Source organism: Desulfovibrio sp. DV, from assembly GCF_001936595.1.
In the GTDB taxonomy this organism is placed as follows: Bacteria; Desulfobacterota; Desulfovibrionia; order Desulfovibrionales; family Desulfovibrionaceae; genus Solidesulfovibrio.
In genome coordinates this window covers 1-15191 of sequence record NZ_MLBG01000115.1, presented here as the reverse complement: position 1 = coordinate 15191, position 15191 = coordinate 1, and the positions used below count along the sequence as shown (strand labels likewise).

Below are 15191 nucleotides of genomic sequence, written 5' to 3'. Positions count from 1 at the left end.
TGGTCTCCAGGTGGGCGGTCAGGATGACGCGCTGGGACTGCTGGACATTGTCCAGGGCCATTTTGAGCGCCGAGGTGCGCACGGCCACCATTTCTTCCAGCTCGGCCTGGTAGCGTTTCACCTCGTCCTGGGATTCCTTCATCTTGAGCAGCGATCCCATGCGCACCCGAAGCTCGGTGAGATCGATGGGCTTGGAAATAAAATCGTTGGCCCCGGCTTCCACGGCCTTGAGCCGGTCCTGCTTGCTGGTCAGGGCCGTGACCATGATGATGGGCACGTCGGAAACGCCTTCCATGGACCGGATCTGGCGGGCTACGGTGAACCCGTCGGTTTCGGGCATCATGACGTCGAGCAGCACGAGGTCGATGCTCGAATCGAGCAGGGCCTTGGCCTCGGCAAAGGATTCAATGAGGATCGGTTCATGACCGAGATTGCGCAAAAGTCCGCCAATCACCCGCAAATTGATGCGTTCGTCATCTATCGCCAGAATCCGTTTCGGCTTGTCCACACTCACCAGCCTTATGCCTTTTGTTTGCCCGAAGGGCTGCGGTTTTCTATACTAGAGTATGGGAAAGGACAGGGTCAAGCCGGGAAACCTATCCCGCCTCTCGATGCAGGGTTGAACAGGCCGCCCGATCCTGGCAGATGGAGAGTGGCAAACGTCCACCCCCGGCCGTCAACCCCAAGGATCAACCATGCAGAGCACCGAAACCGGCCCAGCCTGGCACAGCCGCACCAACGCCGAGGTCCTGGCCGGGCTTGAAACCGACGCCGCAACCGGCCTGTCCGCCGACGAGGCCGCCCGCCGTCTGGTGCGCCACGGCCCAAACGCCATCACCCCCGGCCGCCGGACCGGGGCGTTGGTGCGCTTTCTCCTCCAATTTCACCAGCCGCTCATTTATATCCTGCTGGCCGCCGGAGCCGTCACCGCCCTTTTGGGCGAACCGGTGGACGCAACCGTCATCTGCGGCGTGGTGCTGGTCAACGCCGTTGTCGGCTACCTCCAGGAAGCCAAGGCCGTGGCCGCCCTGTCGGCCCTGGCCCGGTCCATGGTCACCGAGGCGGCCGTCCTTCGTGACGGGGCCTGGCAGGTCATTGCCGCCGAGGGGCTGGTGCCCGGGGACATCGTGCGGCTGCGTTCGGGGGACAAGGTGCCGGCCGACCTGCGCCTGCTCTCGGTGCAAAGCCTGCGCCTGGACGAGTCGGCCCTGACCGGCGAATCCGTGCCCGTGGACAAGGCCGCCGCCCCGCTGCCCGAGGACACCATCCTGGCCGAGCGCAGCAATCTGGCCTTTGCCGCCACGGTTGCCGCCTATGGCCAGGGGCTTGGCGTGGTGACGGCCACCGGGGACAATGCCGCCATCGGCCGCATCGCCGCCCTGACCGCTGCCGCCGACGACCTGGCCACGCCGCTGACCCGGGCCATTGCCCGTTTTTCCCACCTGGTCCTGTACGGCATCCTGGCCCTGGCCGGCCTGACCTTTGCCGTGGGCGTGGCCCGGGGCCAGCCGGCCGCCGACATGTTCATGGCCGCCGTGGCCCTGGCCGTGGGGGCCATCCCCGAAGGCCTGCCCGCCGCCGTCACCGTCATCCTGGCCATCGGCGTCTCGCGCATGGCCGCCCGGCGGGCCGTGGTGCGGCGGCTGCCGGCGGTTGAGACCCTCGGCTCGACCACGGTGATCTGCACCGACAAGACCGGAACCCTGACCCAAAACCGCATGACGGTCAGCGAGGTGGTCCTGCCCGGCGGCGTCTGGACGGCCGGGCCGGACGGCTTTACCCCGGCTGCCGCCAATGCCGGTGACGGGCGGCAGGCCCTGCATGACACCCTGGCCGCCGCCGCCCTGTGCAACGACGCGGTCCTTGACGCGGAGGGCGACGGATTTACCGGCGACCCCACCGAGGCCGCCCTGCTCGTCGCCGCCAAGCTGGCCGGGCTTGACCCCGCCGCCCTGGCCCAAGGGCTCCCCCGGCTGGCCGACGAGCCGTTTGAATCCGAACGCATGTACATGGCCACCCTCCACGCCACCGGCCGGGACAGGCCGGTCCTCCTTTTGTTCAAGGGTTCCGTGGAGGCCACCCTGCCCCGTTGCCACGCCGGCCCGGGCGCGCCCCTGGATGCGGCCGCCATCCGACGGACCGTGGAGGACATGGGCCGGCGCGGACTTCGGGTCCTGGCCCTGGCCCGGCGGGAGCTGCCCCCGGGCACGGCAGCCATCGGAGCGGCCGACCACGGCAGCGGGCTCACTTTTCTCGGGCTCATCGGCATGATCGACCCGGCCCGGCCCGAGGCCGTGGCCGCCGTGGCCGCCTGCCGCCGGGCCGGCATCATGGTCAAGATGATCACCGGCGACCATGCCGCCACGGCCGCCGCCATCGGGGCCGACATCGGCCTGTCCGGCAACGACCCGGTCAAGGCCATGACCGGGCGCGACATCGACGCCGCCCCGCCCGACAGCCTGCCCCGGCTGGCCGAGGCCACCCACGTCTTCGCCCGGGTCTCGCCGGAACAAAAGCTCCGTCTGGTCAAGGCGCTCCAGGGGCTAGGCCACGTGTGCGCCATGACCGGCGACGGGGTCAACGACGCCCCGGCGCTCAAGCAGGCCGACATCGGCGTGGCCATGGGCCGGGGCGGCACCGAAGCGGCCAAGGAAGCCGCCGACATGGTGCTCACCGACGACAATTTCGCCACCATCGAGGCGGCTGTGGAGGAAGGGCGCGGCGTTTTCGACAATCTCACCAAGTTCATCGTCTGGACCCTGCCGACCAACCTCGGCGAGGGGCTGGTCATCTTGACGGCCGTGCTCCTTGGCGTGGACCTGCCCATCTCGCCGGTGCAGATCTTGTGGATCAACATGACCACGGCCGGCAGCCTCGGGCTCATGCTGGCCTTTGAGCCGCGCGAACCCGGCGTCATGGCCCGCCCGCCCCGGGACCCGGGCCGGCCCATCCTGGACGCCAGACTCATGCGCCGGGTCCTCGTGGTCGGCGGGGCGCTTTTGGTGGCGTCCTTTGGCCTGTACGAATGGGAACTGGCCCACGGGGCCGGCCCGGCCGCGGCCCGGACCGTGGCGGTCAACGTGTTCGTGGCCATGGAGGCGCTGTATCTTTTAAACTGCCGCTCCCTCAGGCGGCCGGCCCTGTCTTTGCCCCTGGCCGGCAATCCCTGGGTGCTTTGGGGCATGATCGGGGCCGTGGCCCTACAAGGGCTTTTCACCTACGCGCCGTTTATGCAGAAGCTGTTCGGCTCGGCCGCCATTGCGCCCATGGCCTGGGTGCGCATCCTTGGGGCGGCGGTGGCCGGCTTTCTGCTGGTCGAAGCCCAAAAACATCTGGAGAACCGGGGCTAGGCCGCCCTTGCGGTTGCTTGGCCGGCAGCCCTCGTGTTACGGCTTGATCGTGGCAGCGACTTCTCTTCTCATGACGCACGGCAAGCGTTTCTTAAAAGCCGCTGGGAGCCTCGCGCTCCCGGCTGGACTCGTCTTGCTCCTGGCTGTTTCGGCCCTGGCCGGCAGCCGGGTGGAGCCGGCCAGGGTCCCGTCCGGACTGGCCTACGTCGTGCGCTATGACGGCGTGATTGCCCCGGAGACGCTCGATTTGCTGCACCGCGTCTCCAAGGCCGAAACCCTGCGCGACGCGCCGCCGGATTCGCCGCTGCTGCTCGAACGCCGGGCCGAGGAAGACAAGGCCGCCTTTGCCAAGGTCTTCCAGTCCCAGGGCCGGTTTGCCGCCACCATCGCAGCCAGCCTGGATACCGCCGCGACGCCGGCCGTCCTCACCTACCGCATCGACGCCGGCCCGCAGTTCGAACTGCGTCGGGTGGTCCTGACCCCGACCGGCAACAGCGACGCCGCAGCCCTGCCCGGACCCGGACAGATCGGCCTGACCGTGCCCGAAGCGTTTACGGCCAAGGCCATCCTCGATGCCGAAGAAAAAATCACCGAGCTCCTTCGCAACGACGCCCACCCCTTCGTCAAGGTGGAGAACCGGCAGGTCACGGCCGATTTCGCCAACCACGCCGTCAGCGTGGTCTGGACCGTGGACACCGGTCCCCGGGCGGCCTTCGGGCCGGTGGTCTTTTCCGGCCAGACCACGGTCAAGGAAGGCTATCTGGCCGGGCTTGTCCCCTGGCAGCGCGGCCAGGCCTACGACGCCCGGGCCGTGGACCGGTTTCGCCGCAAACTGACCAGCCTTGAACTGTTTAACGCCGTGCAGGTGGAAACCGGCCCGGTGGACCCGGCCACGGGACAAGCGCCCATCCAGGTGGCCCTGGTCGAACGCAAGCACCGCACGATAAAAGGCGGCGTGGACTACAAGACCGACGAAGGCCCCGGAGCCAACCTCGGCTGGGAAAACCGCAACCTGTTCGGCGGCGGCGAAAAGCTGGCGGTCACGGCCAGCGCCTCAGGCATCGAACAATTCGGCGAGGCCTCCTTTGACAAGCCCGACGCCATCACGCCCAAAGACCTTTTCCGGGCCAAGGCCAGGATCGCAAACGAGGACAAAAAGGCCTACAAGGGCCAGAATGCCACGGCCACGGCCACGCTGCGCCGCCAGTTCACCGAGTCCCTGTCCGCCGGGGCCGGCCTTGGCTACCGCGCCTCGCGCATCGAGGAGGACCAGTCGCGCCCCTGGGAGGACGACGCCCGCTACGGCTTTGTCTTCGTGCCGGTGGAAGCCACCTACGACGGCCGCGACGACGTCCTTGACCCCCAGAAAGGCGTTCTGGCCAGCGCCTCGGTGGCCCCGTACTGGGGCACCCTGTCCGGGGCCACGAATTTCGTGCGGCCGGAACTGTCCCTGGCCCATTACCTCAAGTTCATGGACAAGCCCGGCGTGGTTCTGGCCACCCGGGTGGCCGGCGGGGCCAACATCGGCACCTCGCGAGACGACGTGTCCCCGGATCTGCGCTACTACGCCGGCGGCAGCGGCTCCATCCGGGGCTACTCCTACCAGAGCGTCGGCCCCACGCGCGGCAAAACGCCCATCGGCGGCGGCTCGCTGCTGACCTTTTCCACGGAACTGCGCCTGCGCGTCACGGAACTCGTCGGCATCGTCCCCTTCCTCGACGGCGGCACCGCCTTCACGAACGCCCTGCCGCCCTACGATCAGCCCATCATGCTCGGTGCGGGCCTTGGCCTGCGGATATTTACCCCGGTCGGCCCGGTGCGCCTGGATGTCGCCACCCCGCTGGCCCGGCGCAAGGATATCGACGACATTGCCCAATTCTACTGCAGCATCGGACAATCCTTCTAGGCCGTCCCCGGCTCCTGTCCCGCGCCGGCCCTGGACGCGGCCCATACTCAGAGGCCTTGCCGCGGCCGGCCTGTTCCTGGCCGGCCTGTGGGGCTTTGTGCTCACCCCGCTTGGGCTTCGCACCGCCGCCCATTTGGCCGAACGCGGCATCGCCGCCGGCAGCGGCTTTGACGCCCGCATCGAGGATGTCTCCGGGGTCCTGCCCTTTTCCCTGCGGGTCGGACGCTTTGCCCTGGCCGACGCCAAGGGGCCGTGGCTGATCATAAGCGACGCGGCCGTGTCCTGGTCGCCGGCCGCCCTTTTTCGCGGACGCATCGAAATCCGCGAAATAGCCGCCGATGTCGTGCGCCTGCGGCGCGCCCCGCAAATCCCGGATTCCCACCGCGCCCCGGCCAGCCTGGAGTGGCCGCCGCGCTTTCCCTCCCTGCCGCCGGTCCTGCTCGACCGGTTGGCCGTCAACCGGCTCATTCTCGACCAGGAACTGGCCGGACAGGCCGCCGTCCTGGCCATTCACGGCCGGCTGGCCGAATCCGGCCGGGGGGCGGTGGCCCTGTCCCTGAATGCCGAGCGCCTGGACGGCGACGTGCCGCTGACCCTGACCGTTGGCGCGGCACTCAACTACGCCGACTGGCGGCTGGCGGTGAAGGCCCACTTAAATGACGCGGCCGGGGGCCTTCTGTGCTGCGCCCTGGCCGGCCCGAACGCCCCGGCCCTGGACGCGGCCCTGACCGGCGACGGGCCGCTTGATGCCTGGAAAGGACGCTTCAGCGCCAAGCTCGGGGCGACGCCGCTCCTGGCCGCCGACCTGGGGCTGGCCGTGCCCCTGGCCAGGGACGCCATGGCCGCCTTGACCCTGGACGCTGCGGCCGCGCCGCCGCCAGGCCTGCTCCCGGCCTTTTTCCAAGACCTGCTCGGAGGGCATCCCCGCTGCTCGGTGGCGGCCAGGGTGGGCATCACCACCGACGCCCTGATCCTGGACAAGGTTGACCTCGAGGCCGCCGCCGGCACCCTGTCCCTGGCCGCCCGCCTGGACCCGGCCGCCAACGCCCTGTCCGGCACGGCCAAGCTGGCGATAACCGACGCCTCCCGCCTGGACGAGACGCTCGGCGGAACGCTTGGAGCCGATATTACGGCCTCGGGCACGCTGTCCCAGCCAAGCCTTGCAGCCAAAATCACCGCGCGGCAGTTCCACGCCGGCCCGGTCACCCTGGCCTCCGCCGCCATCACGGCCACGGCCACGGCCCCCCGGCCCATGGCCGACGCCTTTCCCGGCGCAACCCTGGCCGCTTCCGGCAGCCTGGACGGGCTGGCCGGCCCCGACGGCACGACGCTTCTTGGCCAGTCCCTGGCCTTTACGGCCACCGGCAGCCTTGATGCGGACGGGGCCCTGGCCCTGGATAACGCCGCCCTGACCGGGTCCGGCGGTTCGGCCACCCTGGGCGGCGGCCGCATCAGCGGCGAAACCCTGGCCGGGCATGTGGCCGTTGCCCTGGGCGATGTGGCCGGCGCCGCCTCCCTGGCCGGCCTGCGCCTCGGCGGCAGCGCCACCATTGCCGCCGACATCGCTTCCGATCCTGGCGGCCACGGCACAGCCAAGGCCGTGGTGTCCCTGGCCCGGCTGGCCGCTCCGGACCCGGCCGATACCGCGGCCACCGCCCTGGCCGCCCTGCTCGGCTCCACGCCGGGCCTGTCCCTGGACGGCGCGTTTTCCCCGGACGGAGCCACCCTGTCCGAACTCTCCCTGACCGGCAAAGGGCTCAGCCTGGCCGGCACAGGGCGCTTCGTGGCCAAAACCGGTGGCCTGGAGGCCAGGGCCAGCCTCAAGGCGGCCGATCTCTCGCTGCTCGCTCCCGCCCTGGGCCAGCCCTCTTCCGGTTCGCTCCTGGCCGAGGTCAGCCTGTCCGGCCCCCTCGTCTCGCCCCATCTGGCCCTTTCGGCCAAGGCCGACCGCCTGCACCTGGGCGAACTGGCCCTGACCGACGCGGCCTGGGACCTGACCATGGCCGACAGCGCCAACCGCCCGGCCGGAAAGCTCGCCCTCACGGCCCGGCGCGAGGGTGAAACGGCCCGGCTGGAAACAGCCTATGTCCTGACCGGAGCGCGCCTGACCGTGGCCGATGCCAAACTCACCGCCCCGGAGGCCGCCTTTGCCGGCGAGGCCGACATCGACCTCACGACCGGACGGGTGGCCGGCAAGCTCTCGGGCAATGCCGCCAATCTGGCCGGCCTTGGCCGCTTTGTCGGCCTGTCCCTGGCCGGCAGCCTGAAAATTTCGGCCACAGCCGCCAAGGGCGCGGGCCAATCGCTCACCCTCGACCTGACCGGGGCCGGCCTGCGCCTGCCGGGTCTGGCCGCCGGCACCCTGGCCGCTTCGGCCAACCTCGACGATCTGACCGGCCGGCCCCGGGGCAAGGCCAGCCTGTCCGGCAAAGCCGTGGAAGCACCGGGCCTCTCCCTGGCCAGCCTGTCTGCCACCGCCTCCGGCGACGGGCGCAGCCTGGCCCTGGCCGCCGACGCCAAGGGGCGCATAAACGGCCGGATGGGCCTCGACGCCTCGGTGCGCGGGAACCTCGCCCCGGCCGAGGCCGGCCGCCAGCGCCTGAGCCTGCAAACCCTGTCCGGCCGCCTGGAAGGCCATGCCTTCGCCTTAAGCGCCCCGGCCACCCTCACCTTCGGCAGCGGCGCGGCCCGGGTAGACGGGCTGGCCCTGGCCTTTGACAAGGCCCGGGTGACGGCCGCCGGCGGCTACAGCCCGGCCGAAGCCGCCGGCAAGGTCAGCGTGGAACGCTTCCCCCTGCCCCTTTTGGCCCTCTTCGGCCTGCCCGGCATCGACGGCACGGCCGATGGCAGCGCCACCCTGTCCGGCAGCCCGGCCAAACCGCAGGTGGCGGCCCAGGCCAAACTCTCGGGGGTGCGGCTGGCTGCGGAACAGGGACAGGGCCTGCCGGCGGTCAGCCTCTGGGCCAAGGCCACGTGTTCCGCCACCCGCCTGGACCTGACGGCCGGCCTGACCGGCAAGGGCGGCAAAAACGGTGCCGACGCCATCACGGTCCAGGCCGGGCTGCCGGTGCGCCTGTCCCTGGCCCCGGCCGCCTTTGACCTGCCCCCAAGCGGGGCACTGTCCGGCCGGATCGCCGCCGATTCCGACCTGTCCGATCTGGCGGCCGTGCTGGCCCGTTTCAATACCCGGCTGACCGGCCGTTTAAGCGCCGATCTGGCCCTGGGCGGCACCGTGGCCGCCCCGACCGCCACCGGTGCCCTGGCCCTGGCCGCCAACCGGGTGGAAAACGCCGATGCCGGCTTGGTGCTCACCAACGTGACCCTGCGGGCCGAAGCCGCCGGCGGCGTCCTGACCATTGCCAAGGCCTCGGGCGAGGACGGCCGGGGCGGCAGCTTCACCCTGGCCGGCAAAGTCGGTTTTACCGACCCGACCAGAGACCCGGTGGACCTAAAACTCACCCTGGCCCGGCTGCGCGTGGTCGGCCTCGATCTGGCCACGGCCGCGGCCGACGGCTCCGTGGCCGTGTCCGGCACCCTTGACCACATGCGGGCGGCCGGAACCATCACCGTCGGCCCGGCCGACATCAACCTGCCGACCTCGCTGCCCCCGGATGTGGCCGTCATCCCGGTCACCTATATCAATGACCCGGCCGCCCCCAAAACAAAGGCCAAGGCCGTCCCGCCGGCTGCCGCCCGCCACATCGACCTCGACCTCAAGGTCCTCCTGGGACCGGCCGTCTATGTCCGGGGCATGGGCCTCGAATCGCGCTGGACCGGCCAGCTGGCCATCACCGGCACTGCGGCCGAACCGGTGGTGATCGGCACGTACACCGTGGCCAAGGGCAGCCTGGACCTGCTTGGCAGCACGCTTGAAATCACCAAGGGCGAACTGAGCTTTACCGGCGCGTCCCCGCCAACGCCGGCCTTCGATATCCGGGCCGAAACCACAAAGGACAGCATCACCGCCGGCATCGCCATCACCGGCGACGCCACATCGCCAAACATCAACCTGACCTCCACCCCGGCCCTGCCCCGGGATGAAATCCTCTCGCGCCTGCTCTTTGGCCAAAGCGCCGGCTCCCTCTCGCCCATCCAGGCGGCCCAGCTGGCCCAGGCCGCCGCCTCCCTCTATGCCGGCGGCACACCGACCAGCATCCTGGCCCGCACCCGGCGCATCATCGGCCTGGACCAGCTGACCATTGTCCCGGGCAAGGCCGGCATGGCCGGCACCGTGATCAAGGCCGGCAAGGAAATTTTCAAGGGGGTAACCGTCGGGGTCGAACAGGGCATGGGGGCGCAAAGCGGGGCCGTGTCCGTGGAGGTGCAGGTCACCCCCAACATCACCGTGGACAGCCGGGTGGGGACCGACAACAAGCAGGGTGTCGGCGTCAACTGGAAGTGGGACTATTAAAAAACGGCGAAGGCTTCCGCCTCCGCCGTCTTGGCCGATCAGGCAGGCCGCCTCAGGCCGGGCAGAACACGACCGGGGCGTCGGTAAAGGGCGTCACCTCGTGCTGGCCGGTGGATTCGAGCACCGAACGCCAGTAATCCGAGAAGATATTGAGCTTTTTGCGCTTGAGCGTGACCAGATCGAGCGGCAGGTGGACGTAGCGGTCAAAGAGCCGGGACACCACCATGCCAGTCTTGCCGGCCATGGCGGCGTGGACCGCGTTCTGGCCCAGAAAGCCGCAGTAGACCCGGTCGTTGGCATTGGCCGGCACGGACCGGATGATGTAGCTCGGATCGATGAATTTAAGCGTGAGGGGCATCTGCCGGTCCCGGAAATAAGCCTCGATCTCCCCGCACAGGTATTGGGCGATGTCGCCGAGCACGGGATTGCCCGAGGCGTCGCGCGCGCCGGTATCGGGCAGCAGGTTTTGCCCCGCGCCCTCGGCCACCACGATGACCGCGTGCTTGCGGGCCCGAAGGCGCGCTTCCAGGGACGGCAGCAGGCCCCGCTCCCCGTTCAGGGTAAAGGAGCATTCCGGCACCAGGACGTAGTTGACCTCTTTGAGGGCCAGGGTGGCCTGGGCGGCAATGAACCCGGATTCCCGGCCCATGACCTTGACCACGCCGACGCCGTTGAGCGCGCCGATGGCCTCGGTGTGGGCGCAGCGGATGGCCTCGGTGGCCTTTTCCACGGCCGTGTCGAAGCCAAACGACTTGGTGACCAGATTGACGTCGTTGTCGATGGTCTTGGGCACGCCGATGACGCTTATCTTCGACCGGCGCCGGGCGATTTCCTCCTGGATGCGCCGGGCGGCCTTCATGGTGCCGTCGCCGCCGATGACAAAGAGGATGCCGACATTGAGGCGCTCCAGCGAATCCACGATGTCCTCGGGCTTTTGCGGTCCCCGGCTCGAGCCGAGCATGGTGCCGCCGAACTGGTGGATGTCGGAAACGCTTTGGGGCGTCAGCTCCATCGGGGCATGGCCGTAGGACTCGATAAAGCCTTGCAGGCCGAACCGGATGCCGAGCACTCCGGCCACATGGTAGTTGTGGTGGCACTCCATGACGATGGCCCGGATGACGTCGTTTAGGCCCGGGCACAGCCCGCCGCAGGTGACGATGGCCACCTTGACCTTGGAGGAATCGAAATAGATGCGTCCGCGCGGGCCGGCCAGTTCGAAATCGGCCAGGCATGGGCCGCGTCCGGGTCCGAAATCGCTGGCGTCGAGTTCCAGGCGCACCCTTGCCGTGTCGTCGTCGAACCGGCAGTAGGGCAGCGGCGAAGGAATCTTGGCCGGCCCAAGCACAGTGATGGCGGTATCGGCGTCAGAGACGGGGCAGCGGTCTTCCATGGCGTACTCCTTGACCCCATGGCCTACCAGCTTGCGCCCCCGGCAGCAACACGGCCAGGCGACAATACGGCGAAATCGCGGCCTAGTCCCAGCGCACCTTGACTTCCGAGGACTCGCCGCGCCCGGAAATGACCACCTTGCCGGCGTTGCCCAGGGTCAGGCTCTGGCCCGGCGTCAGCACCCTGTCGCGTCCGTCGCCCGAGGCCGTCACCCAGACCACGCCCTTGGCGCAGGTCACCCGGCAATAGCGCACGCCGGTCAGCGCCAGATACTTGCCCTGTCCCAGCCGGAAATAAAGGCTTTTCCCCGGTGCGAACAGTTTGGACCCGGCCTCGGCCAGCACCCGAAGCATCCGGCTGTCGCGCCAGCCTGACAGCCATTCGTCGATGATCCCCGGCCGCGCGGCGTCAAGCGCCCTGTCTTCCCGCATCCGATCTGCAAACATGGCCCGCTCCTTTGGCTCACCCGGCGGCGACGGCCCCCGGCGTGCTTCCCTTGGACCACATTCTCTGTTACCATCACAGATACAGTTTTCAAAAAAATCGTGCATAACAGTTTCGTCCCGACCAAACGCCAGGGGGCTGCCATGACGCTGTCGGAAGCAGATGCCGGACTTTTCCGCTATGTGGCTGTGGAAAAACACATTGTGAAGCTCATTGAAGCCGGGGAACTCAAAGCCGGCGAGCGCATCCCGTCCCTGCGCGCCCTGGGAAACCGCCTGGGCGTCAGCGTCTCCACGGTCAACCAGGCCTATCTGGAGCTGGAACGGCGCGGCATGGTGGAGGCCCGGCCCAAGTCCGGTTTTTTCGTGCGCCAGATGCCTCCCCGGCGGGCGGTTCCCCAGGGCTCGGCCCGGCCGACGGCGGCCCCGACCACCGTGACCCGGGGGGCGCTTATCCGCGAGGTGCTCGACGGCATGGCCCGGCGCGACATTGTGCCCCTTGGCGTCGCCCGCACCGACGAGGCGCTGTTGCCGACCAAGCAGCTGGCCCGGCTTCTGGCCAAGGTGGCGGCCGGCGACGACCGGGTCACCTCGTATGAAAGCGTGTGCGGCAACCTGGAGCTTCGCCGGCAGATCGCCTGGCGGCTGGCCGATGCCGGCATCGAGGCCGGGGCCGAGGACGTGATGATCACGAGCGGGGCCATGGAAGCCCTGTATCTGGCCCTGCGCTCGGTGACCCGGCCCGGGGACAATGTGGCCATCCCGGCCCCGACCTACTACTGTTTCCTGCAGTTGCTGGAAAACCTGGGCCTGCGGGCGGTGGAGCTGCCCTCCTATCCGGACGGCGGAGTGCGCCCGGCCGAGCTGCGCCAGGCCCTCGACCGCTTCGACCTGCGGGCGGTGATCCTGACGCCCAATTTCAACAATCCCGACGGTTCGCTTATTCCCGATGCGGCCAAGGCCGAGATGGCGGCCCTTTTGGCCGAACGCGGCGTGCCGGTCATCGAGGACGACGTGTACGGCGACCTGCACTTTACCGAGCGCCGGCCGCGCTGCCTGCGTTCGTTTGACGCCAGCGGCAACGTGCTGCACTGCTCGTCGTTTTCCAAGACCCTGGCCCCGGGGTTCCGGCTGGGCTACATGCTCCCCGGCCGCCACGCCGCCCGGGCCTTTGAAATAAAGGCCACCACCAATGTCTGCTGCGCCAGCCCCACCCAGTTGACGGCGGCCCTGTATCTGGCCCAGGGCGGGTTCGACCGCCATCTGCGCAACACCCGCTCGGTGCTCGAACGCCAGGCCCGCATGACCGAAGAGCGCGTCCTTCGCCACTTCCCCGAGGGCACCCGGGTGACCCACCCGGCCGGCGGCTCGGTGGTCTGGGTGCAGATGCCCGACAGCGTGGACTCCATCGCCCTTTTTTACGAGGCCAAGGCCCAGGGCATCGGCGTGGCTCCGGGCAACATCTTTTCCAGCTGCGACCAGTTCAAGCATTTCCTGCGCTTAAGTTATGGCCACGTCTGGACCCCGGCCGTGGAACAGGCCCTGGCCACCCTGGGCCGGCTGGCCCAGGGCCTGTCCGGCCGGGAAGGGCCGGGAAGGAACGCTTGACGAAGGATTTCAATCCTTCGTATCAATTCCGTTGTACAATCCGGAAAGTCGGCAAAATCCCCGCCCAAGGCGTTGGTTTTTGCCCGCAAGGCTGGTAGCCTGTCCCGGTAAGATTTCGGGCCGACCGGCCCTGAGAGGGAGCTGGCCGATGCAGTTCACATGCCACGAAACAGATCAGACCCTGACCGTACGCCTGTCTGGTGAAATCATCATGGACGCTGTCGGCGAATGCAAGGCCGAGGTCGAGCGACTGGCCCTGGAGACCACTGCGTCCAGCCTGGTCATCGATCTGTCGGACGTGAGCTTCATGGATAGCTCCGGGGTGGGCTTTTTGATCGGCCTTCGCCGGCTGTGCCAGGAGCGGGGCAAGACCATGGCCGTGGCCGACCCGGCCCCGCCGATTAAAAAGCTCCTCGATATGCTGCGGCTTTCGGACTATTTCGCCGTGTCCTCCACCGACCACACTCCTTCGGCCTAGCCGTCCGCCATGCAGGTCAGCGTCGTCGACGACTCCGAAACCTTCAGGGCCTATCTCTCGGGCTTGCTGGCCGGCTACGGCGACATCAGCTGTTTCTCCTCGGGAGAAGACTGTCTGGCCGCCCTGGCCCCCGGCTACGCCCCGGACCTCATCCTCATGGACCTCATCATGCCCGGCATGGGCGGATTGGCCGCCACCCGGCGCATCAAGGCCGACCCGGCCATGGCCGACGTGCCGGTCATCGTCATCACCGTGGCCGAGGACGACGCCTCGTTGGCCGAGGCCTTTGCCGCCGGGGCCATGGACTACATCAAAAAACCGCCGTGCCGCCCCGAGCTTTTGGCCCGGGTGGATTCGGCCCTGCGCCTCAAGCGGGCCATCGACGAACGCAAGGCCCGGGAACGGGAACTGCACGCCGAGAAGGAATACATCGCCGCCATCCTGGAATATTCCCATGACGGCATTGCCGTGGCCGGTCCGGGCGGCCGTTTCACCTTTGTCTCGCCGGGCATGGAACGCATTTTCGGCCTGCCGGCCGACACCTACACCACTGCCGACCGCTGGCTGGACATCGTGTTCCCCAACGAGGCCGCCCGGGCCGATCTGGCCGACATCTTCACCTCCCGCCCGGCCCCGGGCCATGTCTGGCGGCGGCTGTACCCGTTTGCCGACAAGAACGGCCAGGGGAGAATCTGCCAGATCCATTTTTCCACCATGCCAAGCGGCGATATCATCCTCAACATCCAGGACATGACCCTTTTCGAGAAGCAAAAAGAAGATCTGGTCAAAAAGCACACCCGGCATCAAAAGGACCTCGATGCGGCAGCCGAGATCCAGCAGAGCCTTCTGCCCCGGCGCTTCACCATGTCGGACTCGTTGCGCTTTGCCTGGGAGTTTCTGCCCTGCGACAACATCGGCGGCGACATCTTCAACGTCTTTCCGCTCGGCCCCAACCACGTGGGCCTGTACATGCTCGACGTGTCCGGGCACGGCGTGGCCTCGTCGCTGGTGGCCCATTCGGTCTACAATTTCATGCACTACCAGCGCTCGACCCTGATCGACCGCTCGGACGGCCACATCGACGTGGTGCCCCCGGAAGTGGTCCTCGGGCGGCTCAATGACGAGTTCCCTTTCACCAAATTCCAGAAATTTTTCACGATTTTCTTCATGACCATCGACCTGCGCACCGGCTACGCCCGCTACGGCAACGCCGGCCATCCAGCCCCCCAGCACATAACGGCCAAGGGCGTGGCCACGCCGCTGCCCAGGCGCGGCACCATCATCGGCCTCTCGGGCCTTGGTCCCGTGCCGCCCGGGGAACTGACCCTGGCCCCGGGCGACAAGATCCTGTCGCTCAGCGACGGTCTGGCCGACAGCCGCTCGGCCACCGGCGAATATTTCGGCGAGGAGCGCATCGATGCGGTGGTGGCCAAATACGCCACCAGCCCGGTCGGGGACCTGCTGGCAGCCCTTCGCCAGTCCGCCTGGGAGTTTTGCCAGGCCGCCCCGCCCCGCGACGATGTGAGTATGCTTGGGGTGGAATTTGTGCGGCCAAAAGGATAGGGCCTGTCCTGTCCGGCGGACCGTCCGCCCCCCGGCGGCCGCG

General features: G+C 68.5%; 9 protein-coding genes. 6 read left to right on the top strand and 3 right to left on the bottom strand.

Going from position 1 to position 15191, the window contains the following annotated elements; genetic code table 11:
• Positions 1-508, bottom strand: a 508-nt coding sequence (locus tag DVDV_RS18645) for a two-component system response regulator (protein WP_139311667.1), incomplete at its 3' end; no start/stop codon positions are given.
• Between the two features lie 187 nt (positions 509-695).
• On the opposite strand from DVDV_RS18645, the gene DVDV_RS18640 reads away from it, so the two are divergent.
• The 3 genes from DVDV_RS18640 (at position 696) to DVDV_RS18630 (ending at position 9667) form a co-directional block, all read left to right on the top strand.
• Positions 696-3350 carry an HAD-IC family P-type ATPase gene (locus DVDV_RS18640; protein ID WP_075356114.1) on the top strand — a complete coding sequence of 885 codons (2655 nt, stop codon included), beginning with the start codon at positions 696-698 and terminating at the stop codon, positions 3348-3350.
• A 133-nt stretch (positions 3351-3483) separates the two neighbouring features.
• Complete coding sequence (locus DVDV_RS18635; protein WP_254845444.1) at positions 3484-5256, top strand: autotransporter assembly complex family protein; 1773 nt, start codon at positions 3484-3486, stop codon at positions 5254-5256.
• On the top strand, positions 5219-9667 hold the full coding sequence (locus DVDV_RS18630; RefSeq protein ID WP_075356112.1) for a translocation/assembly module TamB domain-containing protein: 4449 nt from the start codon (positions 5219-5221) through the stop codon (positions 9665-9667). The genes DVDV_RS18635 and DVDV_RS18630 overlap by 38 nt, the downstream gene beginning before the upstream one ends.
• Before the next feature lie 52 nt (positions 9668-9719).
• On the opposite strand, the gene DVDV_RS18625 is transcribed toward DVDV_RS18630, so the two are convergent.
• Entirely contained in the window at positions 9720-11057 is a 1338-nt protein-coding gene (locus DVDV_RS18625) for an ATP-dependent 6-phosphofructokinase (protein WP_075356111.1), read from the bottom strand.
• A gap of 82 nt (positions 11058-11139) precedes the next feature.
• Positions 11140-11502, bottom strand: a complete 363-nt coding sequence (locus DVDV_RS18620) for a DUF2917 domain-containing protein (RefSeq protein WP_075356110.1) — start codon at positions 11500-11502, stop codon at positions 11140-11142.
• A gap of 141 nt (positions 11503-11643) precedes the next feature.
• Between DVDV_RS18620 and DVDV_RS18615 the strand changes: the two genes are divergently transcribed.
• The 3 genes from DVDV_RS18615 to DVDV_RS18605 all read left to right on the top strand — a co-directional run bounded on the left by DVDV_RS18615 (position 11644) and on the right by DVDV_RS18605 (position 15148).
• Positions 11644-13107 (top strand): PLP-dependent aminotransferase family protein, encoded by a 1464-nt coding sequence (locus tag DVDV_RS18615; protein WP_075356109.1) that lies wholly within the window; start codon positions 11644-11646, stop codon positions 13105-13107.
• A 148-nt stretch (positions 13108-13255) separates the two neighbouring features.
• Positions 13256-13585, top strand: a complete 330-nt coding sequence (locus tag DVDV_RS18610; protein ID WP_075356108.1) for an STAS domain-containing protein — start codon at positions 13256-13258, stop codon at positions 13583-13585.
• A 9-nt stretch (positions 13586-13594) separates the two neighbouring features.
• The gene (locus DVDV_RS18605) at positions 13595-15148 is read left to right on the top strand and encodes a SpoIIE family protein phosphatase (RefSeq protein ID WP_075356107.1); all 1554 of its coding nucleotides are present in this window, start codon (positions 13595-13597) and stop codon (positions 15146-15148) included.
• The last annotated feature ends 43 nt before the right edge of the window (positions 15149-15191 follow it).

Coding starts and splice junctions, on each gene's coding strand:
- DVDV_RS18640 (WP_075356114.1), top strand. CDS start 696: ATGCAGAGCACCGAAACCGGCCCAGCCTGGCACAGCCGCACCAACGCC.
- DVDV_RS18625 (WP_075356111.1), bottom strand. CDS start 11,057: ATGGAAGACCGCTGCCCCGTCTCTGACGCCGATACCGCCATCACTGTG.
- DVDV_RS18620 (WP_075356110.1), bottom strand. CDS start 11,502: ATGTTTGCAGATCGGATGCGGGAAGACAGGGCGCTTGACGCCGCGCGG.
- DVDV_RS18615 (WP_075356109.1), top strand. CDS start 11,644: ATGACGCTGTCGGAAGCAGATGCCGGACTTTTCCGCTATGTGGCTGTG.
- DVDV_RS18610 (WP_075356108.1), top strand. CDS start 13,256: ATGCAGTTCACATGCCACGAAACAGATCAGACCCTGACCGTACGCCTG.
- DVDV_RS18605 (WP_075356107.1), top strand. CDS start 13,595: ATGCAGGTCAGCGTCGTCGACGACTCCGAAACCTTCAGGGCCTATCTC.